Raw genomic sequence first — 25692 nt, forward strand, 5'->3', positions numbered from 1 at the left:
CGAGACCTCCCGGCGACGACCCGCGGGGGCGGCTTGCCATGGAACCACCCCGGTGGGACGGGTCTTTCTCGTCGTCGCGCCCGGCCCGCCGGGCGGCGCCATGCCCGGACCGGAATTCGCTGCCCATGCCCGCCATCCTCGCCGCCCTGGTGCTGCCCCTCCGACAGCTCGGCGACCCGGCCTTCTACGGGCCGCTGCTGAAGGGGGCGGGCGCCGCGCTGGTGCTGTTCGCGGGGCTGCTGGTCGGCACGGTCTGGGGCGTCGGCGCGCTGACCGACCACTGGTCGGGCTGGATCGGCGGCACGCTGCAGGCGCTGGGCGGCCTCGCCTCGGTGCTGCTGGCCGGCTGGCTGTTCATCCCGATGACGCTGGCCATCTCCGGCCTGTTCCTCAACGAGGTGGCCGAGGCGGTGGAGCGCCGCTACTACCCGGCCCTGCCGCCCGCGCGCGGCGCCAGCAACGCGGCGCAGATCCGCTACGCCGTCGGCTTCGCGCTGCGGGTGCTGCTGCTGAACGTGGTGCTGCTGCCGCTCGCCTTCTTCCTGCCGGGGGTCGGCACCGTGCTGGCCTACGCGCTGGCCGGCTACGCGCTGGGTGCCGGCCTGTTCGACGGCGTGGCGCAGCGGCGCATGAGCGTGCCCGAGTCGCGGCGGCTGCGCTGGCGCCGCGCCTTCCCGGTCTTCGTGGTGGGGGGGCTGGCGGCGCTGGCGGCCACGGTGCCGGGGCTGAACCTGCTGGTGCCCGTGCTCGGCACGGCGGCGATGACCCATGTCCTGCACCGCTCCGGCGGCACCCCGGCATCGGCATCGCGGGCCGGCTGAGCCGGCCGGCATCCGCTCCTCCGCCCGGGCGAAGCCGCCGCCCCGCGCTCCTCCCGCCCCGGCGGCGCCGGTCCGGCCGCCGGCCCGCGCCCCGGCGGCATCCGCCGGCCTGCGCCTCGGCGGCGTCCGCCGGCCTGCCGGCGAAATCGGCGGCTGGCCGCCCCTTTTCCATGCCGGAGCGGTTGTGCCGGACGGATGCCGCGTGTTAGCCGGGCCGGCAGGCGGGATGCCCCGGCCGGACCCTCGGGCCCTGCCGGACCGCTCGCCGGCCGCGCCCCGGGGGGGACCAGCGCGGCCCGGCGCTCATCGCAACTCCGTCCTATTCGAGGGGGAACGACGCATGGCCATCTTCCGCCGCAAACCGGAGGAGGGCTCGGTCGCGCCAGCGACCGACGATGCCCTTTCCGCCCTACCGCCACCGGGTCCGCTCAACGCCCTGCCGACCGGGCGCGACCCCGAGCTTGCCGTTCCGCCGTTCCGACCCGCACCCAAGGAGACGCCGATGTCCCTCGCCCCGAAGCCGAGCGTCGGTCCCGCGGGTGGCGCCGTGCCGCCCGCCGCCGTGCCGCGCCCGGCCGGTGCGCCCGTCGGCGCCCGTCCGGCGCCGCGCCCCGAGCCGGCCGAGCGCCGCACCCTCGTGGTCGGCAAGGGCATCAGCCTGCAGGGCACGGTGGCCGATGCCGAGCGACTGGTGGTCGAGGGCACCGTCGAGTCGCAGATGATCCACGCGGCCGAGCTCTCCATCTCGCATTCCGGCGTCTTCAAGGGCGAGGTCGAGGTGGAGGAGGCGGAGATCGCCGGCTTCTTCGACGGCACCCTGACCGCCCGCACCAGCCTGGTGATCCGCTCGACCGGGCGCATCTCCGGCGTCGCCCGCTGCAAGCGCCTGCAGGTCGAGGAGGGGGGGCAGGTCTCCGGCCGCATGGAGATGCTGACCGACCAGGCCAATGCCACCCCGGCGATGCCCACCGCCATGCCGGTCCGCCCGCGCCCGGCCGACGCGCCCGACGCCTGAGGCGCCCAGGGAGGCTCCCAAGGGGGGCACCCGGGGAGGATATCCGGGGGGACGCCGCCGCGCCGCCGGTCCGGCCGATCGGGGCTGGCGGCACCGGGGCATTCCCTCGCGGAGACGGCCGCGGCGTGGACCCGGGCGGCGCGCCGGCCGCGGGGCCGGACGCCGCCCTGACGCCGGGACCGGCCGCGCCGGCGGCCACCCGGCCCCGCTACCGAGGCACTACCCGCGCCGCGCGGCCGCGGCCGGTCCCCGTGGCGTCGATCGCCGCGACAAGGCGGATGCGTGATGGCGAAGGGCCTGCGCCTCGTTCCCGTGATCCTGCTGCTCCTCGGCTGCGGTGGCAGCGGCGTGCCCGGCCCGGAAATGGCCGAGGCCTTGCAGGCGGCGCTCGATTCGGCCCGCGCCGCGGTGGCGGCCACGCCGACCGATCCCGCCGCGGCGCGCCGGGGCGACGGCCCGGTTCCGTCACCGGCCCAGCCCGTGTCGGCGGGTGCCGCATCCAGGCAGGCGCCGGCGGATGCGCCGATGGATGCTCCCTGGGAGATGAGCCTCGCCGCCACGCCGGGCGTGCCGGCGGCCGGCCGGTCCGTCCTGCCGGCCGTTCCCGGCCACGGCCCGCCGGCCGTTGCCGGCCACGGGCAGGCGGTGGGCATGCTGCCCCGTTCCCACGAGGCGCCGCCGGGCCTGCCGGCCCATGCCGCCCAACTGCTCGGCCTGCCTTCCACGGCGCTGCGGCACTGGCTGGGCGAGCCCTCGCTGCGCCGCCGCGACGGGCCGGCCGAGATCTGGCTCTATCTCGGCGCCGTCTGCGCGCTGGACGTGATCCTGTACGAGGAGCCCGGCCGGGACGCGCCGCAGGTGGGCTTCGCGGCGGCCCGCGCCACCGGCACGGAGCGGCGCAGCGAGGCGGCCTGCCTGCGTGAGCTGGCGACGACGGCGCGGCGCGGCGGCGCGGGAGGATAGGGCGCTCCCAGGCCGGGCGTCCTCGCCAGGCGACGCGGAACATGCGGCCGGATGCGGCCCCGCCCGTCGCGGCGGGCGGGGGCGGACGAGGGACCGGCCGCCGACACCTTCCGGCCCCGCTCACATCCCGCCCGGCAGCACGCCCTGCGCCTGGTTCAGCCGCGCCCGCGCCCGGCCCAGCTCCACCTCGGCACGCCCCTGCGCATAGGCCGCGTCCACCTGGAGCTGGCGCACGCGATAGAGGTCGAACAGGCCCGTCTCGCCCGCGCGGAAGGCGGTCAGCGCGCCGGCGGTCTGCCGGTTGGCGATCTCCAGCCGGGCGCGGGCCACGCGGTCGCCCTCCTCGGCGGCGCGCAGCGCGCGGCGGGCGATCGCGATCTCGCCCTCGACCTGCCGCCGGCGCTGGATGAGCTGGGCCTGGGCGCCGGTCACCGCGGCCTCGGCGGCGGCGCGGCGCGGCGCGTTGCGCGCCTCGGTGGCCAGCGGCAGGCGCAGCCGGAAGCCGATCGAGGAGCCGTTCTCGGTGACGTAGCCGTTCTGCTGCTGGCCGTAGAGGCCGATCTCGGGGTTGTCGCGCGGCGTCGCCGCGACGTAGCGCGACTGCGCCTCGGCGGCGGCCACGCTGGCCTCGGCGGCGCGGATCGCCGGGTGCCGCTCGATCGTCGCCCCGGCCGCCAGCGGCTCCGGTCCCGGCGCGGGGTCGGCACCGCCGGTCAGGGTGCGGTAGGCGGTGGCGGCGGTGTCGGCGGCCGCCTCGGCGCGGACCAGCTCCAGCTCGGCCGCCAGCACCTCGTTGCGCGGCAGCAGCGCCTCCAGCTCCGAGATGTCGCCGAGCTGCGCCTGCCGGCCGATGTCGCGGGCGATGTCGCGCGCCGTGGCGAGGCGCTCGCGCGCCACCTGCGCGTCGCGCATCGCCAGCGCCGCGGTCCACAGCGCGTCGCGCAGCAGCCCGGCCACCTCGAGCTGGCGGCGCAGGATGCGCCCGTCCGCCTCGCTCACCCGCGCCGCGATCTCGGCGCCGAGCGCGCTGCGCTGGCCGGGCAGCCAGACCGGCATCGCGAATTCGAGCTGGAATTCGCGCGCCCGCCCGGTGCCGCGCGTGTCGCCGCGCCCCAGCGCCCCGAGCGCCGGCGAGCCGTAGATGATCGGCGAGGCGGTGATGGCGCTGCGCGCCTGCTCGGCGCCGCGGTTGGCGAACAGGGTCCGGTACTCGGAATCGATCGCGAGCGCCTGCTCCAGGTCGGCCAGCAGCCGGCGCTGCCGCTCGGCCGGCGAGAGGGCGGGCGTCTGGTCGCGCGTCTGGGCCCGGGGCGTGTTGCGCGGCTCCGCCTGGCGGGGGCCGCGGCGGCGCGGCGGCGTCGGCACGCCGGTGCCCGGGCCGGATTCGCCCAGGGCGGGCAGCCGCACGTTCGGGATCGGCGGCTGGGGCGTCGCCGGGCGCGGCATCGCGCCGGCGCCGCCCGGCGGGGTGGTCAGCGGCGCGGCGGGGCCGCCGAGCGGCTGCGCCAGCGCCGCCGGCGCGCCGAGCAGCATCAGGGCGAGCAGGGCGACGGCCTGACCGCCACCCGGGGCCACCCGGGGTGTCGGCGCCGCGCCCCGCGCGCCGCGCCCCGCCGGCGTGGAAGGCATTGCCGGCGGGGCGGCCGGTGGGGCGACCGGTGGGTGCGCCGGTCGCGTCGAACCGCCTGGCGTGGCCGGCAGGACCGAACGTGGAGGCCGTGTGGCACCTTGCATCTCTGGAAACGGTCCCTGGCAGGATGAACGTCGTGGGATGGGGGAGCCGCCGCCGGGCGGCGGGGCGAGGCGGGAGGCGGGGCGGTGCTCCCCGGCACGGCCCGGCGCGGCGGTCGCCACGGCCGCGGGGCGGGCGGCCCGCAACGGGCCGGCCTACCGGCCGGCGGGCGGCAGGGCGGGTTCCGGCACCGCGCGGGCCGGCTTCGGAGCCGCGGCGGGCGGCGCCGGCGGCTCGTCCGTCGCCTCGGCCGGCATGCCGTGGCCCCGCTCCAGCGACTCCCGCACGGTGCGCGAGACGCCGAAGCGGTCGTACAGGATCGGCAGCAGGATCAGCGTCAGCGAGGTGGCGGTGACGAGGCCGCCGATCACCACCACGGCGAGCGGCCGCTGGATCTCCGAGCCCGGCCCGTCGGCGAACAGGAAGGGCACGAGGCCGAAGGCGGCGATGGTGGCGGTCAGCGTCACCGGCGTCATGCGGCGCTTGGCGCCCTCCATCACCGCGTCGCGCACCGTGCCGACCTCCTCGCGCAGCAGGCGGTTGATGTAGGAGATCAGCACCACGCCGTTCAGCACCGCGATGCCGATCAGCGCGATGAAGCCGATCGAGGCCGGCACGGAGAGGAACTCGCCCGACAGCCACAGCCCGATGATGCCGCCGATCGCCGCGAAGGGCACGTTGCAGAACACCAGCACCGCCTGCCGGACCGAGCCGAAGGTCAGGTAGAGCAGCAGGAAGATCGCCCCGAGCGCGATCGGCACCACGACGGCGAGACGGGCCGAGGCGCGCTGCTGGTTCTCGAACTGCCCGCCCCATTCCAGGTGGTAGCCGGCGGGCAGCCGCACCTGCTGTTCCACCGCCGCGCGCGCCTCGTCCACGAAGCCGACGAGGTCGCGGCCGCGCACGTTGGAGAGCACGGTCGCGTAGCGCTGCGCCTGCTCGCGCACCACCTGCACCGGCCCCTCCTCCTCGCGGATCTGCGCCACCTGGCCGAGCTGCACCGTGCCGCCGCCCGGCAGGGTGAGCTGCACGCGCGCGAGGTCGGCCGCCGAGCGGCGCAGGATCGCCTCGCCGCGCACCATCAGCGGGATGCGCGCCTCGCCCTCCAGCACGATGCCGGCCGGGGTGCCGTCCACCCAGACGCGCAGCGCCCGCTGCACGTCCTCCACCGAGAGGCCGAAGCGGCCGGCGGCCAGCCGGTCCACCTTGATGGTCAGGTACTTCATGCCCTCGTTGCGCAGCGCGTACACGTCGGTCGCGCCGCGTATGCCGCGCATCACCTCGGCCGCCTCCACGGCGATGCGGTTCAGCTCGGTGAGGTTCGCGCCGAACACCTTCACCACCACGTCGCCGCGCGCGCCGATCACCATCTCCTGCACGCGCATGTCGATGGGCTGGGAGAGCTGGTAGGAGATGCCGGGGAAACTCTCCATCACCTCGCGCACCCGGTCGATCACCCAGTCCGTGCTCTTGTTGCGCCATTCCTTGCGCGGGCGGAGCTGGATGAACATGTCGGTGTCGTTCAGGCCGACCGGGTCGATGCCCAGCTCGTCGGCGCCGGAGCGCGAGCGGATGCCGGCGATCTCCGGCACCCGCTCCATCAGCGCGCGCTGGATGCGGATGTCCATCTCCGCCGTCTCCTCGACGCTGATCGAGGGGTGCTTGCGCACGGTCAGCACCGGCGTGCCCTCGTCCATGGCGGGGACGAAGGTGGAGCCGATCTGGCGGTAGGCGAGGAAGGCGCAGACCACGCCGATGGCGACCGCGCCGAACACCCAGGCCGGCCGGCGCATGACGAAGGCGAGGAACGGGTCGTAGCCCTTGTGCAGCATCCGCACCAGCCAGGGCTCGCGCGGATGGCCGTGCGCGTCGAGCTTGCCGCCGCCGCGCAGCACGAAGGCCGAGAGCACCGGCACCACGGTGAGCGAGAGGATCAGCGCCGAGAGCAGCGCGAAGGAGATGGTCAGCGCCACGGGCGCGAACATCTTCCCCTCCAGCCCCTGGAGCGAGAGCAGCGGCGTGAACACGGTGACGATGATGACCACGCCGGCCACCAGCGGCGTCATCACCTCGCGCGTCGATTCCGCCACCAGCCACAGGCGGTGGCGGAAGTCGGGCGGGGTCTTCTCCGTCGCGAAGCGGTGCTGGGCGTTCTCCACCACCACCACGGCGCAGTCCACCAGCAGGCCGATGGCGATGGCGAGGCCACCGAGCGACATGATGTTGGCCGAGAGCCCCCAGAGCTTCATCACCCCGAAGGTGACCAGCACGGCGAGCGGCAGCAGCAGCGTCACCACCACCGCCGCGCGCAGCCCGCCGAGGAAGAGCAGCAGCAGCACCACGACCAGCACCACCGCCTCGATCAGCACCTTCTGCACGGTCCAGACCGCCTGGCCGATCAGGTCGGCGCGGTCGTAGAAGATGACGATCTCGACCCCCTCGGGAAGCTGGCCGCGGATCTCCTCGAACTTCGCCTTCACCCCGTCCACGACGGTGCGGGCATTGGCGCCGGCGAGGCCGAGCACCGTGCCCCAGACGCCCTCGCCGGCGCCGTTCTCCGCCACCACGCCGTTGCGGGCCAGCGCGCCGAAGCGCACATCCGCCACGTCCTCCACCCGAACCACGCCGCCGGGGCGGGAGACGAGCACGATCTGGCGCACGTCCTGCAGCGTCATGATCCGGCCGTCGGCGCGCACCAGCAGCGCCTCCTCGCCGTCCTGCACGCGCCCCGCGCCGTCGTTGCGGTTGTTCGCCTCCAGCGCCTCGATGAGCTGGCGCGTGGTCAGGCCGCGCGCGGCCAGCGCCGCCGTGTTGGGCACCACCTCGTAGGTGCGGACATAGCCGCCCATGGCGTTGACGTCGGCGACGCCGGGCAGGCCGCGCACCTGCGGGCGGATCACCCAGTCGATCAGGAAGCGCCGCTCCATCGGCGTCAGGTTGCCGCCCTCGACGGTGAACATCAGCATCTCGCCGAGCGCCGTGACGATGGGCGCGAGCCCGCCCTCGACGCCCTGCGGGAGCTGCTCCTCCACGTCGTCCAGGCGCTCCTTCACCTGCTGGCGCGCCCAGTACACGTCGGTGCCGGCGGCGAACTCGAAGATCATCAGCGCGGTGGAGTAGCGGGTGGTGGAGCGGATCATCTCCAGCCGGGGGATGCCCTTCATGGCCAGCTCCACCGGCACGGTCACGCGCGCCTCCAGCTCCTCCGGCGTCAGCCCGTTGGCGCGCATCGAGACCATGACCTGGGTCGGCGAGACGTCCGGGAAGGCGTCGATCGGCAGGCTGCGGTAGGCGCTGGCGCCCCAGACGGCGAGCGCGATGGCGGCGATGCAGACCATCAGGCGCTGGCGCAGCGCGAGGTCGACCAGGCGGTTCAGCATGGCGGCGTCTTTCTGCCTGCCGGCGGGGGCGCGTCGGCCGCCGCCGGGGGTTCGTTCTCGGGCGGGATCACGGGGCGCCCCTCAGGCGCCGTCCATCTCCGACAGCTCGGCGAGCAGCGTCAGGATGCCCCGCGCCGCGACCTCGTCGGTGGCGCGCAGCGGCGCGCGCATGGAGGTCGTCTGGCCGGTCTCGGTCACCACCGTCACGGGGCGGGCGGCGAAGCCCTCGGGCACGCGCACGAACACCCAGGAGCGGCCGCGGTGCCGCACCACGGCGCCCGCCGGCACGCGCCACTGCGGCGTGCCGTTCTGCGGCAGTTGCAGCGCCACCTGCACCGCCTCGCCCGGCCGCAGCGTCTCGGCGCCCTGGCTGATCTCGGCGGTGGCGGAGGTGGACTGCGTCGCGGCATCGACGCTGCGGCCGACGCGCAGCACCACGCCCGAGGCGCCGTGGTTGGGGATGCTGACCTGCGCCGCCGCCTCCACCGCGCTGGCCTGGGCCAGCGGCACCTGGATCTGCACCCAGAGCGGCTGCATCTGCGCCACGGTGAACAGCGGCGCCGACTGCGCCACGCGCTCGCCCGCCGAGGCCTGGCGCTGCAGCACCACGCCCTCGGCCGGGGCGGTGACGGTCAGGCTCGGCGAGATGCGCCGCGTGCGGCGCAGCGCCGCGATGTCGGCCTCGGCCATGCCGAACAGGGAGAGCATCTGCTCGCGCTCGGCCAGCCGCGCCTCGGCGAAGGCGGCGTCGGCGCGGGTGGTGAGCAGGCGGCGCTCGGCGATGATGCGCTCGCGGAACAGCGTCTCGTCGCGCCGCAGCCGCTCGCGCGCCAGGGTCTGCTGCGAGACCGCCTCCAGGAACAGGCGCTGCTGCTCCACCAGCTCGGTGGAGCGCAGCCGCGCCAGCGGCTGGCCGGCCTGCACCGACTCGTCCGGGTTCACCAGCAGCGCCTCGATCAGCCCGGCCGCCGGGGCGGCGACGACGCGGAGCTGGTAGGGCGGCACCTGCACCGTGCCGGGCAGCACGACCTCGGTGGTGCCGGCCTCGGGCTCCACCTTCACCGTGTCGATGCCGGCGGCACGGATCTGCCGCTCGTCGAGACGGATCAGCACCTGGTCGGCGGGCTGCGTCGGGCCGGGCCGGGCGGCTGGCCGGCCGGCAGGCTGGGCGGCCGGCTGGGTGTGGGGAGGGGAGCGATGCGATGGCGGCGAATGCCGGGAGGTGCCCTGGGAGGCGCCTTGGGAGGTGCCCTGGGCAGCGCCCGGGGGAGCATGCTGGGGGCTGTTCTGGGCGTGCACGGGGCCGGACCCGCCGAGAGCGCCCGGCAACAGGGCAGCGAGCAGCAGGGCGCTCGCCTTCAGGGCGGTGCGGGGGCCTCGGGGCACAGGTAGTTCCTTCTTCGGCGGAGCGGGAAGTCGTCGGTCGATCAGGGAATTAAATTTCGGTAATAACCGGCCTTCGTCAAGAGGCTCTGCCGCACTGCAACATTTCGTCGCCTTTCCGGCGGTCAGGAAGGCCCCGTGGCACAAGGCGCCTGCTCCGGCTCCGGCCGCTTCCGGCGGGCCCCGATGGCGGGGCCGAAGCGGCGAGGCCGGCCGGAGCGGCGCCGTGGATCACCGCGACGTGCTGCACCATCGCCGCTGCCACCGGGGATCGCATTTGCGCGAGGCGGGCAACCCCGCGGGTCGGTGTGGCGCGAATCCCAGCGTCCGGGTAGGCGGGATGCCGCCCCGGGGCGCCGGCTGGCGCGCTTGACGCGCGGCGGGCCGGCGCCGATGCCACCCGCGACGCCATGTCGGCGCGCCGCTTCCGGCCGCGCGGCGCACCGCCATGGCGTCGCCTCGTCGCCGGGGCGGCGCCATGTCTCCCGGCGTGCCCGCCCTCCGGCGACCCGCCTCAGCAGCAGGAGAACCCGCATGATCGTGCTCGTCACCGGCGCCACCGCCGGCTTCGGCCTCGCCATCGCCCGCCGCTTCGCCGCCGACGGCGCCCGCATCGTCGCCGCCGGCCGCCGCGCGGAGCGGCTGGAGTCGCTGCGCGCCGAGCTGGGCGACCTGGTCCACCCGCTGGAGCTGGACGTGCGCGACCGCGCCGCCGTCGAGCGCGCCGTCGCCGATCTGCCGGCGGGGTTCGCGGAGATCGACCTGCTGGTGAACAATGCGGGCCTCGCCCTCGGCCTGGAGCCGGCGCAGAGCGCCTCGCTCGACGACTGGGACGCGATGATCGACACCAACTGCAAGGGGCTGGTCTACCTCACCCGCGCCGTGCTGCCCGGCATGGTGGCGCGCGACCGGGGCCACGTGGTCAACATCGGCTCCACGGCCGGCGAGTGGCCCTATCCGGGCGGCAACGTGTACGGCGCCACCAAGGCCTTCGTGCGCCAGTTCAGCCTGAACCTGCGCGCCGACCTGTTCGGCACGAAGGTGCGGGTGACGGACATCGAGCCGGGCCTGGTCGGCGGCACCGAATTCTCGAACGTGCGCTTCAAGGGCGACGATGCGCGCGCCGGCAAGGTGTACGAGGGCGCCGAGGCGCTGACGCCGGAGGACATCGCCGACGCGGTGCACTGGGTGGCGAGCCGGCCGGCGCGGGTGAACGTCAACACGCTCCAGGTCATGCCGGTCGGCCAGAGCTTCGGGCCGCTGCGCGTCAACAAGGGCTGACGCCGCCGAAGGGTGACGCCGCCGGGGCTGGCGGGGCGGCCGCAGCCGCCACGCCTCCCGTCGCCCGCGGGGCCGCGGCCGGCCCCGCCCCGTCTCAGCGCCCCGTCTCAGGGCCGGTCGCGGCCCAGGATCACCGTGCCGCTGGCGGAGAACATGCCGCCGACGCCGTGGCAGACCGAGATCTCCACGTCGGGCACCTGCGCCGGCGCTGTGCCGCGCACCTGCCGCACGCTCTCCTGCAGGGCGAACATGCCGTACATGCCGGTATGGGTGTAGGAGAGGCCGCCGCCATTGGTGTTCATCGGCAGCTTGCCGCCCGGCGCCGTGTTGCGCTCCCAGATGAAGTCCTTCGCCTCGCCGCGGCCGACGAAGCCGAGATCCTCCAGCCCGTAGAGCGGCAGGTGCGCGAAGGCGTCGTAGATCATCAGATGGTCCACGTCCGCGTGCCTGATCCCCGCCGCCTGGAAGGCGGTGGGGCCGGCGACACGGAAGGCGCGGGAGGAGGTGAAGTCCTCCATCTGCGAGATCATGTTGGTCTCGACGCTCTCGCCGGTGCCGAGGATGTAGGCCGGCCTGCTCGGGAAGTCCTTGGCGCGGTCGGCGCTGGTCACGATCAGCGCGCCGCCGCCATCCGTCACCAGGCAGCATTGCAGCAGCCGGAACGGGTAGGCGATCATGCGCGAGTTCAGCACGTCCTCGACCGTGATCGGTTCGCGCTGCGCCGCGCGCGGGTTCTTGCCCGCCCATTCGCGCTGCACCACCGCCACCTGGGCGAGCTGCTCGTGCGTCACCCCGTACTTCTTCATGTAGCGCAGCACGGGGATCGGGAAGAGCGTCGGCGGGCCGAACGGGCCGTAGGGCATCTCGAACTGCCCGTTCAGGCTCTGCGGCTCGGCCGGGCGCGGCGTGCCGTTGACGCGCGACTTGCCGCTCTCGCCGTGCGTGATCAGCACGGTCTTGCAGTAGCCCGCGTGGATCGCCGCCGCCGCGTGGCGGACGTGCAGCATGAAGGAGCAGCCGCCGACGCTGGTGCCGTCCACCCAGCTCGGCGTGATGCCGAGGTAGTGGGCGATCTGCTGCGTCATCATCGGGCCGGTGCAGGCGACGCCGTCGATGTCGCCGGGCTTCAGCCCGGCATCCGCCATGGCGTTCAGCGCCGCGTCCGCGTGCAGCATGATCTGCGACATCTCGGGCACGGTGCCGATGCGCGTGCTCTCGGCCGCGCCGACGATGGCGATCGACCCTGGCTTGATGGTCATGCTCAGGCCCCCTTCGTGCCCGACTGCGCCGGGCGGAACAGCGGCAGGGTGATGGTCTCGTCCATGGGCGTGAAGACGACCTCGAGCGGCATGTCGAGCACCAGCGCCTCCGGCGTCTGCGGGCAGTCCACGATGTTGGTCATCATGCGCGGCCCCTCCTCCAGCTCCACCACGGCGATGGCGTAGGGCGGCTCGAAGCCGGGCACCTTGCGGTGGTGGATGACGTAGCTGTGCAGCGTCGCGCGGCCGGAGGCCTCGAACACCTCGACGTTGCGGGTGCCGGTGTAGGGGCTGAACGGGCGCGGCGGGAAATAGGCGCGGCCGGTGTCGCCGCAGCGTTGCAGCAGCAGCTTGCCGTCGCGGGCGCCGTCCCAGAAATGCTGCGTCTCGGGCGTGGGTTCGGGGCGCGGGCGCCCGGGGAGCAAGGCCATTCGGCTCTCCGTGGTGGGGCAGATCGGCGATCTGCGCTGTGGGTGATGGGGGTGCGGCGGGGCGCGGCCGCCTCAGCCCGCCGTCGCGGGCGTGGCCTGGGACGCGGCGTGGGGCGCGGCCTGGGGCGCAGGCGTGGCGAGGTAGCGTTCCTTCAGGATCCGGCGCAGCAGCTTGCCGGTCTCGCTGCGCGGCAGGCTGTCCGCGAACTCCACCGAGCGCGGGCATTTCGGCCCGGCCAGCCGCTCGCGGCAATGGGCGATCAGCGCGGTGGCCAGCGCCGGGCCGGGCTCGGCGTCGTCGGCGGCGCGCACCACCGCGTGCACCGCCTCGCCGAATTCCGGGTGCGGCACGCCGACCACCGCCACCTCGGCCACCGCCGGGTGGTGCGCGAGCGCCTGCTCGATCTCCCACGGATAGACGTTGACGCCGCCCGAGAGGATCAGGTCGGCACGCCGGTCGCTGAGGTAGAGGTAGCCGTCCGCGTCGAGATGGCCGAGATCGCCGTAGGTGCCGCGCCCCTCGGCGTCGAAGGCGGCCTCGGTCTTCTCCGGCGCGTTGTGGTAGCGGAAGCGCGTGCCGTTGCGGAACCAGACGTTGCCGATCACGCCCTGCGGCACCTGCTCGCCCGCCGCGTCGAGGATGAACACCTCGCTGTCGAAGGCGCGCCCGACCGAGCCCCGGTGCGCCAGCCATTCGTGGCTGTCGATCACCGTGCCGCCGACGGATTCCGAGCCGGCGTAGTACTCGACCAGGATCGGCCCCCACCAGTCGATCATCGCCTGCTTCACCGCGACCGGGCAGGGGGCGGCGGCGTGGATGGCGACGCGGTGGGTGGACAGGTCGTGGCGCCGCCGCGTCGCCTCCGGCAGGCCGAGCAGGCGCACGAACATGGTCGGCACCCACTGGCTGTGCGTCACGCCGAAGCGCTCGATCAGCGCCAGCGCCGCCTCGGCGTCGAATTTCCGCATCACCACCACGCTGCCGCCGAGGTCCAGCGTGCGCGTCACGTAGCGGTGCGGCGCGGCGTGGTAGAGCGGCGCGGGCGAGAGGTACACGCTGTCCCGCGCGAAGCCGTAGGCGCGCAGCCAGTTGGGCGTCCAGTCCGGCTTGTCGGCCCGGTCGCCCGGCAGCAGGTCGCGGCGGATGCCCTTGGGCAGGCCGGTGGTGCCGGAGGAGTAGAGGAATTCCCGCCCCAGCGGCCGGTCCCCGGGCAGTTCGGCGGGCGCCGGGTATGCCGCCAGCGCCGCCTCGTAGGACTGGTAGCCCGGCAGGCCGGCGCCGGTCGCGAAGCGCGGCAGCCCCTCGGCGATGCCGCCTTCCTGCACGGCGGCGGCGAGCGCCGCGAGCGCCGGGCTGGTCACCAGCAGCCGGGCACCGCTGTCGGCCAGCATGTAGGCCACCTCGGGCACGCGCAGATGCGTGCTGAGCGGCGTGTAGTACAGCCCGGCCCGGCGCGCCGCGTAGGCCAGCTCCAGCATCGCCGGCCCGTTCTCCAGCAGCAGGCAGATGCCGTCGCCCGGTTGCAGCCCGAGGCCGATCAGCCACTGCGCCGCGCGGTTGGCGCGCGCGTCCAGCGCCGCGTAGGTCAGGGCGGCATCATCCGGCGTGGCTTCCGCGTCCGGGAACCAGGCGGCGACCTTGTCAGGCTGCTCCGCGGCCCAGCGCGCCAGATGATCCATCCTCGGCCCTTCCTCTCCTCCCACCCGGCTTGCCGCCGCTGTCGTGGCGGCAAATTGGGCCAGCGGGACGGAGCGCGTCAATCTCGCCGAGCAAAAAATCCGTACCGCAGAGCGGAATTGACGTGGTCTGCCGGAGGGGGGAGGCTGGTGGGCAAGGAGCAGCGGCGCCCGGCCTGCCGGGCGGCCGACGAGGGAGAGACGAACCATGATCGGAACCGTGCCCGGACCCTGTCCACCCACGCCCGACCCCGCTCCGGGCAACCCCGCTCCGGGCAACCCCGCTCCGGGCTCCGCCCTGGGCGACCACGCTCCAGACAGGCCCGCGCCGACCCGGCGCCGCCTGCTGGCCGGCCTCGGCGGGCTGGCGCCCCTCGGCCTCGCCGTGCCGCGGCGCGGCGCCCGCGCCGACGCGCCCTGGCCCGCCGGCCAGACCGTGGCGATCGTCATCCCCTACGCCCCCGACGGCGCGCCCGACATCCTGGCGCAGGTCATCACGCGCGGCGTCGGCGAGCGGCTGGGCGGCAATTTCGTGATGGACCACAAGCCCGGCGCCTCCACCACCCTCGCCGCCCGCGCCGTGGCGCGCGCGAAGCCCGACGGGATGACCCTGCTGATGGGCACCGTCGTCACCTTCACCACGGCGCCGCACGCGCTGCGCAACCCGGGCTTCGACGCGCTGGCCGACTTCGCCCACGTCACCATGATCGCCGACACGCAGTACCTGCTGGTCGCCAACCCGCGCTGGCCGAGCCTCGACGCGCTGGTGGCGGAGGCGAAGCGGCGCCCGGGCCAGCTCTCCTACGCCACCTGGGGCGTCGGCACGGCGGCGCACCTGCTGATGGTGGACCTCGCGGCGCGACAGGGCATCGAGCTGCTGCACGTGCCCTACAGCGGCTCGCCGCCCGCGCTGACCGATACCATCGCCGGCCGCACCGACCTGATGTTCTCCACCTACGCCCCGGCCAAGCCGCACGTGGAGAGCGGCCGGCTGCGCGCCTTCGCCATCCCCTCGGCGCGCCGCGCCGCCAGCCTGCCGGACGTGCCGACCATGGCCGAGATCGGCGTGCCCGACTTCGTCTCCAGCGGCTGGTTCTGCCTCTCCGCGCCCCTCGGCACGCCGGCGCCGATCCTGGCGCGGCTGGAGACGGCCCTGGTGGAGAGCTTCACCGAGCCCGCCACGCGGGCGCGGCTCGACGGGCTCGGCCTCGCCACGGTCGAGTGGGGGCCGGTGGCGCTGCGCGAGCGCATCGCGCGGGAATCGGCGCAGAACAAGGTGCTGATGCGCCGGGCGGGGATCGAGCCGGAATGACGACGCCGCCCGACGCCGCCATCCCCGCCCCGCCGGCCATGGCCACGGCCGGGGTCACGATCGGCCATCTCGCCCTGCAGGGCCTCGCGCGCCGGCGCGACCGGCCGGCCTTCGTGCAGGACGGACGTGCCTGGAGCCGCGCCGCGATCGCCGACGCCATCCTCTCGATGGCCCGCGCGCTGCGCACCCTCGGCCTGCGCCCGGGCGAGGGCGTCTCGGCGCTGGTCGCCAACCGGCCGGAGGCGTTCGTGCTGCGCACCGCGGCCCAGCTCGTCGGCTGCCGCTACACGGCGCTGAACCTGATGGCCGGGCCCGAGGACCTCGCGCACATCCTGCAGGATGCCGAGATCCGCCTGCTCGCGCACGACCCCGACCAGGCCGGGCGCGCGCACGCCGCCGCCGAGGCGGCCGGCTGCCCGCTCGTCCTCTCGCTCGGCGGCGGCGAGGGGCGGCGGCGCGACCTGCTGGAGGCGGCGGCGCACGAATCCGCCGATCCCTTCCCGCCGCTCGCCCGCGAATTCGACCTCGGCCAGCTCTCCTTCACCGGCGGCACCACGGGAAGGCCGAAGGGCGTGATGCTGCCGCACCGCTCGCTCGTGCAGTGCGCGATGATGATGCTGGCCGAGTACGACTGGCCCGCCGCGCCGCGCATGCTGCTCGCGACGCCGATGAGCCACGCCGCCGGCTCCATGGTGGTGCCGACGCTGCTGAAGGGCGGCACGGTGCACGTCCTCTCCCGCTTCGAGCCGGAGCGGTTCATCGAGGCGGTCGAGCGCGACGGCGCCAATTGCGCCTTCGGGGTGCCCACCATGATCCGCGCCCTGCTCGCCGCCCCCGGCCTCGGCCGGGCGCGGATGCGCAGCATGGAGACCTTCATCTACGGCGCCTCGCCCATCGCCCCCGCCACGCTGCTGGAGGCGATGGAGCGCATCGGCCCCTGCTTCATGCAGCTCTACGGCCAGACCGAGGCGCCCAACACCATCTGCTGCCTGCGCCGCGCCGACCACGACCCGGCCCGCCCGGACCTTCTCTCCTCCTGCGGCCTGCCCATGGCCGGCGTCTCGGTGCGGCTGCTCGACGAGGCGGGCAACGACGTGCCGGAGGGCGAGCCGGGCGAGCTCTGCGTGCAGGGCCGGCTGGTGATGGACGGCTACTGGAAGCGCCCGGCCGAGACGGCGGAGGCGCTGCGCGGCGGCTGGCTGCACACGGGCGACGTGGCGCGGCGCGACGCCGACGGCTACCTGCACATCGTCGACCGCCGCAAGGACATGATCATCTCGGGCGGCTTCAACGTCTATCCGCGCGAGGTGGAGGACGCCCTCGCCACCCATCCGGAGGTCGCCGCCTCGGCGGTGATCGGCGTGCCGGACGCGCACTGGGGCGAGGCGGTGGCTGCCTTCGTGGTGCCGCGCGCCGGCTGCGCGCCCTCGCCCGAGGCGCTGGCCGAGCACGTCGCCGCGCGCAAGGGCAAGGTGCAGGCGCCGAAGCGCGTGGTGTTCGTGGACGCGCTGCCGACCACGCCGGTCGGCAAGGTGGACAAGAAGGCGCTGCGCGCGCCCCATTGGGGCGAGGGGCGCCAGGTTGGCTGATCCAGGCCGGGTCGGATCGGCGCGGCCCGCGCCGCCACGGCCGCGAGGATGACGGGCCCGCCCGCCCGCGGGTCCCATGGAGGATCGAGGATGCAGAACAGCGGCTCCGCCGACCTGCCGGTGCATGACCCCGCTTCCGTCGACGCCGCGCTGCGCGGCCGCCGCTCGGTGCGCGCCTACCTGCCGCGGCCGGTGGACCGCGCCCTCGTCGAACACCTGCTCGCCCTGGCGGCACGGGCGCCGAGCGGCACCAACATGCAGCCCTGGCGCGTCCACGTCGTGACCGGCGCGGCGCGCGAGCGGCTGTGCGACGCGGTGGAGGCCGCCTTCCTGGCCGGGGCAGGGGAGGGCGAGTCCGAATACCGCTACTACCCGAAGGAATTCTTCGAGCCCTACCTCTCGCGCCGGCGCAAGGTGGGCTGGGACCTGTACGGGCTGCTCGGCATCGCGCGCGGCGAGACCGCGCGGATGCGCGCGCAGCACGCCCGCAATTTCCGGTTCTTCGGCGCGCCGGTGGGCATGGTCATGACCATCGACCGGCGGCTGGAGATCGGCTCCTGGCTCGATTACGGCATGTTCCTGCAGGGGCTGATGACGGCCGCCGTGGCGCACGGCCTCGGCACCTGCCCGCAGGCCGCCTTCGCCGGCCAGCACCGCACCATCCGCGAGCACCTGCCGCTGGCGGCCGAGGAGGTGGTGGTGTGCGGCATGGCGCTCGGCTACCCCGACTGGGGCGCCACGGTGAACCGGCTGGTGACGGAGCGGGTGCCGGTGGGGGAATTCGCGACCTTCCACGGATAGGCGGCGCCCAGCGGGGCGGTCGGCGGGGCGGTCGGCGGGGTGCCGCGCCCCGGGTGCCACGGGGTAGGGGCTGTCCGCGCGCCGCAACCCTCGGAGACCGCCGAGGCGGCAGGGACGTCGCGGGGAGGGCCCGGCCCTTCCCGCCGTCAGTACCGGAACAGCAGGAACGCCGCCGCCCCGCCGCCGAGCAGCAGGAACGGGCTCGCCCGCGTCGTCAGCAGCACCGCCGCGGAAACCCCGGCCACGATCCAGGCCAGCACCCCGCCCTCCGCCGCGCTCAGCACGGTGAAGGCCGCCGCCAGCACCATCCCGGCCGCCACGGGCGCGAGGCCCAGCTCCACCGCCCGCTGCCAGGGCGCGCCGCGGTAGCGCGTCCACAGCCGCGCCAGCCCGTACACCAGCAGCGAGGAGGGGGCGAAGATCGCCAGCGAGGCCAGCAGCGCCCCCGCCCAGCCCGCCACCTGCCAGCCCACCAGCGTCACCAGCAGCGAGCCCGGCCCCGGCGTCATGCGCGAGAGGGCGAACAGGTCGAGGAATTGCGCGTCGGTCAGCCAGCCATAGACGTCCACCGACTGCCGGTGGATGTCGGAGACCACGCTCTGGCCGCCGCCGACGGTGAGGAAGGAGAGCGGCACGAAGACCAGCAGCAGCCGCAGCAGGACGTTGTCGTGCATCGGCTCAGGCCCTCCGCCCCGCCCGGGCCGGCGGGTGCAGCGCCGCCCAGGCGATGCTGGCCGGCGCCGCCACCAGCACCACCCAGAGCAGCGGCAGCCGGAAGGCGAAGATCGCCAGGAACACCGCCGCCATGATCGCGACCGGCATCGCCGAGCGCGCCGCCCGGCGCGCCGCCCGGACGCCCATCTGCAGCGAGAGCCCCACCGCCGCCGCGCCGATGCCGGCCAGCACCACGTGGGTGGCGTGGAAGCGCGACAGGTGCGCGAACAGCGCCGCCGCGCCGATCGCCACGAACATGGCCGGCACGACCATCCCGAGCACCGCCACCAGCGAACCCCGCCCGCCGCGCAGCCGGTAGCCGATCCAGACCGCGAGGTTGACCACGTTCACGCCGGGGAAGGCCTGGGCCAGCGACAGGCCGTTGAGGAACTCGGCCTCGTCCAGCCAGCGCCGGTTCTGCACGAACTCCCGCAGCATCCAGCCGGAAAGCCCGCCGCCGAAGCTGGTCAGCCCGATCTTGGCGAAGGCCAGGAAGATCGCGCCCAGATCGGGCGTCTTGTCGGGCGCCGACACGGCGCCCTCCGTCGTCAAATCGGTCCGCACGCCGGCCATGCCTCGCTCCACGCCTCCGCCCCGAAAACGCCGGCACCCCATGATGCCCCCGCCGGGGCGGGCTGCGCAGGGGGCAAAGGGCGCCGGCCGCGCTTCCTCTCCCCGCCGGCCCGGCCTCGCCGGGCCCGGACCCCGCCAGGCCCGGCGCGGCGCCGTCCGGGCGCCGGGCGCGGGGCCCGATGCCTGCCTGGACGGGGCCGCGCCGACGGGCCATTCACGCGGCGGCACCCGCCGCCGCACAGGAGTTCCCACGCTTGCCGGCTGTCTCGTTCCTCGGGTCTGGCGCCCTTTCCATCTGCCCCGCGCTGGCGGTGGCCCTGCTGCTCGGCATGCTGATCGGGATCGAGCGGCAGGTGCGGCAGCGGCACACCGGGCTGAACACCCATGCGCTGGTCTCCCTGGGCGCGGCGGCCTTCACCTCGCTCGTCATCCTGATCGAGCAGCAGACGGATATCCGCATGGGCGGCCAGGTCGTCACCGGCATCGGCTTCCTGGGCGCCGGGCTGATCATGCGCGACGGGCCGAACGTGCGCGGCCTGGCCGGTGCCGCCACCATCTGGGCGACGGGCGCGGTCGGCACCCTCGCCGGCTACGGCTTCCTCCTGGCGGCGACCGAGGTCACCGCCTTCGTGCTCGCGGCCAACATCGCCTCCCCCTGGCTGAGCCGGCTCCTCGACCGACGGCTGCCCGCCTTCGAGCTGAGCGAGCGCTACTACGCCATCATCCTCGAATGCGACGCGCGGCACGAGGCGACGATCCGCGCCCTGCTGCTGCGCTCGCTGCAGGGCCGCCGGCTCGGCCTGCACGGCATGCGCAGCCGCACCCTGAAGGACCCGACCCGCGTCGAGGTGGAGGCGACGCTGTACACCGCGCGGGACGAGGACGCGGCCGTCGAGCAGCTGGTCGGCGAGCTGAGCCTGCTGCCGGACATCGCCGCCGCCACCTGGACCACCGGCCTGCCGCCGGAATGAGCCGCGCGGCCCCCGCGGGGCGCGCCGCGCACGCCGCCCCGCCCCTTGCCTCCCATCCGCCCCGCCCGCAGGCTGCGCCGCAGGCCGCGCCACGAGGACCCCGCCGCATGCCCACCCCGTCTTACGCCACGCCCGACGCCCCGCTCCCGGCACTCGACCTGCCCTTCGACGCCGAGGCGATGCTTGCCGGGCTGCGCCCCTGGGTGGAGTGCGAGAGCCCGACCTTCGACACCGCCGCCGTCAACCGCATGATGGACCTCGCCGCGCGCGACCTCGCCCTGCTGGGCGCGCGGGTGGAGCGAATCCCCGGCCGGATGGGCCGCGGCGACTGCGTGCGCGCGCGCTTCCCGCACCCGCTCGGCGATGCGCCCGGCGTGCTGGTGATGGGCCATCTCGACACGGTCCACCCGATCGGCACGCTCGCCGCGCTGCCCTGGCGGCGCGAGGGCGGGCGCTGCTACGGCCCGGGCATCTGCGACATGAAGGGCGGCAACTACGTCGCGCTGGAGGCGATCCGCCAGCTCCGGCGCGCCGGCATCGCGACGCCGCTGCCCATCACCGTGCTGCTGACCAGCGACGAGGAGATCGGCAGCCCCTCGACGCGCGACCTGATCGAGGCCGAGGCCGCGCGCCACCGCCTCGTGCTGGTGCCCGAGCCGGCGCGCCCCGATGGCGGCGTGGTGACGGGCCGCTACGCCATCGCCCGGTTCAACCTGCGCACCACCGGAAGGCCGAGCCATGCCGGCTCCTCCCTCGCCGATGGCCGCTCGGCGATCCGCGAGATGTGCCGCCAGGTGCTGGCGATCGAGGCGATGACCACCGAGGCCTGCACCTTCTCGGTCGGCGTGGTGCATGGCGGGCAGTGGGTGAACTGCGTCGCCACCCATTGCGACGCGGAGTCGCTCAGCATGGCCAAGCGCCAGGCCGACCTCGACCACGCGGTGGAGCGCATGCTGGCGCTCGGATCGAGCGCGCCGGACGTGACCCTGACCGTGACGCGCGGCGTCACCCGCCCGGTCTGGGAGCCGGACGCGGCGGTGACGGCGCTCTACGAACGCACGCGCGACCTCGCCCGCCGGCTCGGCTTCGACATCACGGCGCAGAGCGCGGGCGGCGGCTCGGACGGCAACTTCACCGGCGCCATGGGCATCCCGACGCTGGACGGGCTCGGCGTGCGCGGCGGCGGCATCCACACGCTGGGCGAGTATCTGGAGGTGGACAGCCTGGTGCCGCGCGCCGCGCTGCTGGCCGGGCTTCTGGCGGGCGGCGGCGGCATCGCCTGAGGCGGCCGGGCGGGGCGCCTACTCCTCGGGTGGCCGCTGCCGGTTCTGCTTCACCGAGCCGCGCAGCGTCTTGGCCTCCAGCCGGCGCTTCTTCGAACCCAGGGTCGGCCGCGTCGGCCGGCGCGTCGGCGGGGGCGGCGCCGCGGCCTCGCGGATCAGCGCGAGCAGCCGCTCCAGCGCGTCCTGCCGGTTGCGCAGCTGCGAGCGGAATTGCTGGCCCTTGATGACGATCACGCCTTCCGCGGTGGCCCGGCTGCCGGCCAGCCGGATCAGCTTCTCCCGCAGCGCCTCGGGCAGGCTGGGGCTGCCGCGGGCATCGAAGCGCAGCTCGATGGCGGTGCTCGTCTTGTTGACGTGCTGGCCGCCCGGGCCGGAGGCGCGCACGTGGCTCTCCTGCACCTCGTCGTCGTCCAGGGTGATGCGGGGGGTGACCGGGATGGGCATGCGCCCATCAGATCAGGCCGCCGGCGCCGTGTCGTCCGGCGATGCGCGCGCCGCCCGGTTCCGGCCGTGGAGGATGGCACGGCGCGGCGTTACGCCCGCGGGGCGGACGGCCGGGCCGGTGCGCCGGGGCCGACCGTGCAACCGGACCGTGCCGGCAGGATGCCGCGCGCCGCGTGCCGGGGGAAATGCCTGTTCGCACCGCATCGATTGTCGATATGCAGAAAGTATCATGTAATCCGGCATGAAGTCGGCTTCCCGGCGGTCCCCGTCGGGTCGGCGGATTCCTGCTCCCTTCCTTCCACATCACGTGTTCTTCAACGGGTATGTTTCGTTATCGCGTTGAATATTGCATTCATTGTGGGATCGGGCCAAAAGCCGGCATGGGGTGCAACCAGATTCTCGCCGTCCTGCCGCCAGTCGTGCAGGAACACCTCGCTCCCTGGTTCAAGCCGGTCGAGCTGATCACGGGCGCTCTGATCCATGCCGATGGCGACCGGATCGAGAGCGTTCTCTTCGTCGACTCGGGGATGGTGTCGCTGGTGCTGGCACCGGACGGCGACGCCGCGGCCGAGGTCGGCATCGTCGGCAACGAGGGCATGGTCGGGCTCGGCGGGATGTTCGACGGGGTCAGCAAGGTGGAAGCCGTCGTGCAGATCGCCGGCACCGGACGCCGGCTGCCGACGGAGCGCCTGCGGTCGGCGATGGCGGCGTTCCCGGCCTTCGCCGACCTGATGCACCGCTACCTCTTCCTGCGCCTGCTGCAGACCGAGGTGGGCATGGCCTGCAACGCCCTGCACTCGGTCGAGCAGCGTGCCGCGCGCTGGCTGCTGATGACCGTCGACCGCGTCGGCGCCAGCTTCTCCCTGAAGCAGGATTTCCTGGCGCAGATGCTGGGCGTGCGCCGGGCCAGCATCAGTGGCGTGGCGAATTCCATGCAGAAGGCCGGGCTGATCCGCTACCGGCGCGGCGCGATGACGGTCACCGATCTGGCCGGGCTGGAGGCATTGGCCTGCGGCTGCCGGAACCGGGCCGTCGCCGCGCATCGCCGGCTGCTGGGGCCGGCGCCGCTGGTCTGCGCCCCGGCCTGACCGGTCCCGCCCGGCCGCTCGTCTCGCCCGACCCGGCGCCGCGCCGGGACGCGCCGCCCCCGCGAGCACCCCGCCGGGGCATGGGCTCGCCGGGAGCCCCGCGGGACGGGCGGGGCAGGGGCCGCTTCCGCCGGGGCGCCGCTTCGTGCTTCAATTGCGCATGGCCGACATCCAGCGCGACAACTCCCCGGACACGACCGCCGTGCCGCATGCCGTGCACCGCGGCGACTACCAGCCGCCGACCTTCCTGGTCGACGCGGTGGCCCTGCATTTCGAGCTCGACCCGGCGGCGACGCTGGTGCGCTCGCGCCTCGTCATGCGCCGCAACCCGCTGGCCAGGGAGAGCGCGGGGGAGCGCGCCGCGCCGCTCCGGCTGGACGGGGAGTCGCTGACCCTGCGCTCCCTCCGCCTCGATGGCGAGGCGCTGACCGCCGACCTCTACCGGCTGGAGCCGGACGGCGCGCTGGTGATCCCCGAGGTGCCCGACCACTTCGTGCTGGAGGTCGAGGTCGAGATCGCCCCCGCGGCGAACACGGAGCTGTCCGGCCTCTACACCTCGGGCGGCAACTACTACACGCAGTGCGAGGCGGAGGGCTTCCGCCGCATCACCTTCTTCCCCGACCGCCCGGACGTGATGGCGCGCTTCACCACCACCATCGTGGCGGACCGGGCGAGCTGCCCGATCCTGCTCTCCAACGGCAACCCGACCGAGGCCGGGGATCTGCCCGGGGAGCTGCCCGGGGAGCTGCCCGGGGAACTGGCAGCCGGTCGCCACCGCGCCGTCTGGGTCGATCCGCATCCGAAGCCCTGCTACCTCTTCGCCCTGGTCGCGGGCGACCTGGTCGCGGTGCGCGGCCGCTTCACCACGCGCTCGGGCCGGGAGGTGGCGCTCGCCATCTGGGTGCGGCGCGGCGACGAGGACCGCTGCGGGCACGCCATGCGCTCGCTCAAGGAATCGATGCGCTGGGACGAGGAGGTGTTCGGCCTCGAATACGACCTCGACGTGTTCAACATCGCCGCCCTCTCCGACTTCAACATGGGGGCGATGGAGAACAAGGGCCTCAACGTCTTCAACACCAAGTACGTGCTGGCGCGCCCCGACACCGCGACGGATGCCGACTACCAGGGCATCGAGACCGTCATCGCGCACGAGTACTTCCACAACTGGACCGGCAACCGCGTCACCTGCCGCGACTGGTTCCAGCTCTCGCTCAAGGAGGGGCTGACGGTCTTCCGCGACCAGGAATTCAGCGCCGACATGGGCAGCCGCGCGGTGAAGCGGCTGCGCGACGTGCGCGGCCTGCGCGCCGCGCAATTCCCCGAGGACGCCGGCCCGATGGCGCACCCGGTGCGCCCCGACAGCTACATCGAGATCGACAATTTCTACACGCCCACCGTGTACCAGAAGGGTGCCGAGGTGGTGCGCATGATGCACACCCTGATCGGCGCGCCCGCCTTCCGCAAGGGCATGGACCTCTACTTCGAGCGCCACGACAACCAGGCCGTGACCATCGAGGACTTCGCCCAGGCGATGCAGGACGCCTCGGGCATCGACCTCTCGCACTTCAAGCTCTGGTACGCGCAGGCCGGCACGCCCGAGGTGACGGTCTCCGACAGCTACGATCCCTCCACCCGGCGCTACGTGCTGACTCTGCGCCAGAGCACGCCGCCGACGCCGGGCCAGCCGGTGAAGCGGCCCATGCCGATCCCGGTCGCGATGGGCCTGCTCGACGGCGAGGGCCGGGAGCTGCCGCTGCGCCTGGCGGGCGAGAACACGACGCCCGCCCCGGGCACGCGCGTCCTCGTGCTGGAGGAGGCCGAGCAGCGCTTCGAGTTCGAGGCGGTGGACGCCCCGCCCGTGCCCTCGCTGCTGCGCGGCTACTCGGCGCCGGTGAAGCTGCTGGGCATGCCGCCGGAGCGTCTGCGCTTCCTCGCCGCGCACGACACCGACCCGTTCGTCCGCTGGGAATCCGGCCAGCAATACGCCACCGGCGTGATGCTCGACCTCGTGGCGCGCCATCAGCGGGACGGCGAGGCGGCGCTGGCGGCGCCGCCCGACGCCGGCCTGGCCGAGGCGATGGCGGCGACGCTCGCGGGGGCCGCCGCCGACCCGGCCTTCGCCGCCGAGGCGCTGCTGCTGCCGGGCGAGAACTTCGTGGCCGACCAGATGCCGGTGGCCGATCCGGCGGCGATCCACGCCGTGCGCGAGGCGCTGCGCGCCGGCCTCGCCGCGCGCCTCGCCGCGCCGCTGCGCGACGCGTATGACGGCCTCGCGGACGATGGTCCGTACCGCATCGACGGTGCCTCGATCGGCCGGCGCGCGCTGCGCAACGCCTGTCTCGGCTACCTCGCGCTCGGTCCGGGCGGGGTGGCGCTGGCCAGGGCGCAGTTCGACGGCGGCCGCAACATGACCGACGTGCTCGCCGCCCTCGCCGTGCTGGCCGACACCGACTCGCCCGAGCGCACCGAGGCCCTGGCCGCCTTCCATGCCAGGTGGCGCGACGACCCGCTGGTGCTGGACAAGTGGTTCGCCATCCAGGCCATGGCGCGCCGTCCGGGCCGCGCCGCGCCGGACGATCTGGCCGACATCCGCGCCCTCTACACCCATCCCGACTTCGACATCCGCAACCCGAACCGGGTGCGCTCGCTAGCCGGCAGCTTCGCCGCCGGCAACCCGGACCGCTTCCACGACGCGGGCGGCGCCGGCTACCGCTTCCTGGCGGACGTCGTGATCGCGCTCGACCCGCTCAACGGCCAGACGGCGGCGCGCATGGTGACGCCGCTCGGGGCGTGGCGGCGGCAGGCGGAGCCGCGCGCGGCGCTGATGCGGGAGGCGCTGGCGCGCATCCTCGCCGTGCCGGGGCTGAGCCGGGGCACCTACGAGAAGGTGTCGAAGGCGCTGGCCTGACGGGTTCCGCCGCGGGAATCGGCGCACCGGCAGTGCCAGAGCGGATCGCCGGAGGGCGGCTACGCCC

At 74.7% G+C, this 25692-nt stretch carries 20 protein-coding genes; 11 read left to right on the top strand and 9 right to left on the bottom strand.

Annotated elements, in window-relative coordinates; translation table 11 throughout:
- Positions 1-125: 125 nt before the first annotated feature.
- The 3 genes from M0638_RS00640 to M0638_RS00650 all read left to right on the top strand — a co-directional run bounded on the left by M0638_RS00640 (position 126) and on the right by M0638_RS00650 (position 2799).
- Positions 126-821, top strand: coding sequence for an EI24 domain-containing protein (locus M0638_RS00640; RefSeq protein WP_248665016.1), 696 nt, complete (start codon positions 126-128; stop codon positions 819-821).
- Positions 822-1323: 502 nt separating this feature from the next.
- Positions 1324-1836 (top strand): bactofilin family protein, encoded by a 513-nt coding sequence (locus tag M0638_RS00645; protein WP_408902662.1) that lies wholly within the window; start codon positions 1324-1326, stop codon positions 1834-1836.
- Positions 1837-2121: 285 nt separating this feature from the next.
- Positions 2122-2799 carry a hypothetical protein gene (locus M0638_RS00650; protein ID WP_248665018.1) on the top strand — a complete coding sequence of 226 codons (678 nt, stop codon included), beginning with the start codon at positions 2122-2124 and terminating at the stop codon, positions 2797-2799.
- 120 nt (positions 2800-2919) lie between these two features.
- Here the strand turns inward: M0638_RS00650 and M0638_RS00655 are convergent, their stop codons facing one another.
- The 3 genes from M0638_RS00655 to M0638_RS00665 form a co-directional block, all read right to left on the bottom strand.
- Entirely contained in the window at positions 2920-4374 is a 1455-nt protein-coding gene (locus tag M0638_RS00655) for a TolC family protein (protein WP_248665019.1), read from the bottom strand.
- Between the two features lie 312 nt (positions 4375-4686).
- Positions 4687-7911, bottom strand: a complete 3225-nt coding sequence (locus tag M0638_RS00660; protein WP_248665020.1) for an efflux RND transporter permease subunit — start codon at positions 7909-7911, stop codon at positions 4687-4689.
- A gap of 81 nt (positions 7912-7992) precedes the next feature.
- Positions 7993-9024: an efflux RND transporter periplasmic adaptor subunit gene (locus M0638_RS00665; protein WP_248665021.1), complete on the bottom strand. Its 1032-nt coding sequence runs from the start codon at positions 9022-9024 to the stop codon at positions 7993-7995.
- Between the two features lie 804 nt (positions 9025-9828).
- On the opposite strand from M0638_RS00665, the gene ydfG reads away from it, so the two are divergent.
- Positions 9829-10575: a bifunctional NADP-dependent 3-hydroxy acid dehydrogenase/3-hydroxypropionate dehydrogenase YdfG gene (gene ydfG, locus M0638_RS00670; protein WP_248665022.1), complete on the top strand. Its 747-nt coding sequence runs from the start codon at positions 9829-9831 to the stop codon at positions 10573-10575.
- 107 nt (positions 10576-10682) lie between these two features.
- Here the strand turns inward: ydfG and M0638_RS00675 are convergent, their stop codons facing one another.
- From M0638_RS00675 to M0638_RS00685, 3 genes are all read right to left on the bottom strand, one after another.
- On the bottom strand, positions 10683-11834 hold the full coding sequence (locus M0638_RS00675) for a thiolase C-terminal domain-containing protein (RefSeq protein WP_248665023.1): 1152 nt from the start codon (positions 11832-11834) through the stop codon (positions 10683-10685).
- Positions 11835-11836: 2 nt separating this feature from the next.
- Positions 11837-12265: a Zn-ribbon domain-containing OB-fold protein gene (locus M0638_RS00680; RefSeq protein ID WP_248665024.1), complete on the bottom strand. Its 429-nt coding sequence runs from the start codon at positions 12263-12265 to the stop codon at positions 11837-11839.
- Positions 12266-12337: 72 nt separating this feature from the next.
- Positions 12338-13945: an AMP-binding protein gene (locus M0638_RS00685; protein ID WP_248665025.1), complete on the bottom strand. Its 1608-nt coding sequence runs from the start codon at positions 13943-13945 to the stop codon at positions 12338-12340.
- A gap of 205 nt (positions 13946-14150) precedes the next feature.
- On the opposite strand from M0638_RS00685, the gene M0638_RS00690 reads away from it, so the two are divergent.
- The 3 genes from M0638_RS00690 to M0638_RS00700 all read left to right on the top strand — a co-directional run bounded on the left by M0638_RS00690 (position 14151) and on the right by M0638_RS00700 (position 17644).
- Positions 14151-15254, top strand: a complete 1104-nt coding sequence (locus M0638_RS00690; protein WP_248665026.1) for a Bug family tripartite tricarboxylate transporter substrate binding protein — start codon at positions 14151-14153, stop codon at positions 15252-15254.
- Positions 15251-16843: an AMP-binding protein gene (locus M0638_RS00695; RefSeq protein ID WP_248665027.1), complete on the top strand. Its 1593-nt coding sequence runs from the start codon at positions 15251-15253 to the stop codon at positions 16841-16843. The genes M0638_RS00690 and M0638_RS00695 overlap by 4 nt, the downstream gene beginning before the upstream one ends.
- Before the next feature lie 90 nt (positions 16844-16933).
- Complete coding sequence (locus M0638_RS00700) at positions 16934-17644, top strand: nitroreductase (protein WP_248665028.1); 711 nt, start codon at positions 16934-16936, stop codon at positions 17642-17644.
- Between the two features lie 146 nt (positions 17645-17790).
- On the opposite strand, the gene M0638_RS00705 is transcribed toward M0638_RS00700, so the two are convergent.
- Positions 17791-18318, bottom strand: a complete 528-nt coding sequence (locus tag M0638_RS00705) for a chromate transporter (RefSeq protein WP_248665029.1) — start codon at positions 18316-18318, stop codon at positions 17791-17793.
- 4 nt (positions 18319-18322) lie between these two features.
- The gene (locus M0638_RS00710; protein WP_248665030.1) at positions 18323-18892 is read right to left on the bottom strand and encodes a chromate transporter; all 570 of its coding nucleotides are present in this window, start codon (positions 18890-18892) and stop codon (positions 18323-18325) included.
- Positions 18893-19185: 293 nt separating this feature from the next.
- Between M0638_RS00710 and M0638_RS00715 the strand changes: the two genes are divergently transcribed.
- Both M0638_RS00715 and M0638_RS00720 read left to right on the top strand, forming a co-directional pair.
- Positions 19186-19902: an MgtC/SapB family protein gene (locus M0638_RS00715; RefSeq protein WP_248665031.1), complete on the top strand. Its 717-nt coding sequence runs from the start codon at positions 19186-19188 to the stop codon at positions 19900-19902.
- 107 nt (positions 19903-20009) lie between these two features.
- Positions 20010-21185 (top strand): M20/M25/M40 family metallo-hydrolase, encoded by a 1176-nt coding sequence (locus M0638_RS00720; protein ID WP_248665032.1) that lies wholly within the window; start codon positions 20010-20012, stop codon positions 21183-21185.
- 18 nt (positions 21186-21203) lie between these two features.
- Here M0638_RS00720 and arfB read toward each other — a convergent pair whose 3' ends face one another.
- Complete coding sequence (arfB, locus tag M0638_RS00725; protein ID WP_248665033.1) at positions 21204-21629, bottom strand: alternative ribosome rescue aminoacyl-tRNA hydrolase ArfB; 426 nt, start codon at positions 21627-21629, stop codon at positions 21204-21206.
- Positions 21630-22009: 380 nt separating this feature from the next.
- Here arfB and M0638_RS00730 point away from each other — a divergent pair, with 380 nt between their 5' ends.
- Positions 22010-22717: a Crp/Fnr family transcriptional regulator gene (locus M0638_RS00730; protein WP_248665034.1), complete on the top strand. Its 708-nt coding sequence runs from the start codon at positions 22010-22012 to the stop codon at positions 22715-22717.
- 160 nt (positions 22718-22877) lie between these two features.
- A complete protein-coding gene (gene pepN, locus M0638_RS00735) occupies positions 22878-25625 on the top strand; it encodes an aminopeptidase N (protein WP_248665035.1) in 2748 nt (915 codons plus the stop codon).
- Positions 25626-25692: the final 67 nt, after the last annotated feature.

The organism is Roseomonas acroporae (assembly GCF_023223525.1).
GTDB classification, from domain to species: domain Bacteria; phylum Pseudomonadota; class Alphaproteobacteria; order Acetobacterales; family Acetobacteraceae; genus Roseomonas_E; species Roseomonas_E acroporae.

Bases quoted from the DNA above. Each gene is read 5' to 3' on its own strand.
- M0638_RS00640 (WP_248665016.1), top strand. From the start codon at position 126: ATGCCCGCCATCCTCGCCGCCCTGGTGCTGCCCCTCCGACAGCTCGGC.
- M0638_RS00645 (WP_408902662.1), top strand. From the start codon at position 1,324: ATGTCCCTCGCCCCGAAGCCGAGCGTCGGTCCCGCGGGTGGCGCCGTG.
- M0638_RS00650 (WP_248665018.1), top strand. From the start codon at position 2,122: ATGGCGAAGGGCCTGCGCCTCGTTCCCGTGATCCTGCTGCTCCTCGGC.
- M0638_RS00660 (WP_248665020.1), bottom strand. From the start codon at position 7,911: ATGCTGAACCGCCTGGTCGACCTCGCGCTGCGCCAGCGCCTGATGGTC.
- ydfG (WP_248665022.1), top strand. From the start codon at position 9,829: ATGATCGTGCTCGTCACCGGCGCCACCGCCGGCTTCGGCCTCGCCATC.
- M0638_RS00675 (WP_248665023.1), bottom strand. From the start codon at position 11,834: ATGACCATCAAGCCAGGGTCGATCGCCATCGTCGGCGCGGCCGAGAGC.
- M0638_RS00680 (WP_248665024.1), bottom strand. From the start codon at position 12,265: ATGGCCTTGCTCCCCGGGCGCCCGCGCCCCGAACCCACGCCCGAGACG.
- M0638_RS00685 (WP_248665025.1), bottom strand. From the start codon at position 13,945: ATGGATCATCTGGCGCGCTGGGCCGCGGAGCAGCCTGACAAGGTCGCC.
- M0638_RS00690 (WP_248665026.1), top strand. From the start codon at position 14,151: ATGATCGGAACCGTGCCCGGACCCTGTCCACCCACGCCCGACCCCGCT.
- M0638_RS00695 (WP_248665027.1), top strand. From the start codon at position 15,251: ATGACGACGCCGCCCGACGCCGCCATCCCCGCCCCGCCGGCCATGGCC.
- M0638_RS00700 (WP_248665028.1), top strand. From the start codon at position 16,934: ATGCAGAACAGCGGCTCCGCCGACCTGCCGGTGCATGACCCCGCTTCC.
- M0638_RS00705 (WP_248665029.1), bottom strand. From the start codon at position 18,318: ATGCACGACAACGTCCTGCTGCGGCTGCTGCTGGTCTTCGTGCCGCTC.
- M0638_RS00720 (WP_248665032.1), top strand. From the start codon at position 20,010: ATGCCCACCCCGTCTTACGCCACGCCCGACGCCCCGCTCCCGGCACTC.
- arfB (WP_248665033.1), bottom strand. From the start codon at position 21,629: ATGCCCATCCCGGTCACCCCCCGCATCACCCTGGACGACGACGAGGTG.
- M0638_RS00730 (WP_248665034.1), top strand. From the start codon at position 22,010: ATGGGGTGCAACCAGATTCTCGCCGTCCTGCCGCCAGTCGTGCAGGAA.
- pepN (WP_248665035.1), top strand. From the start codon at position 22,878: ATGGCCGACATCCAGCGCGACAACTCCCCGGACACGACCGCCGTGCCG.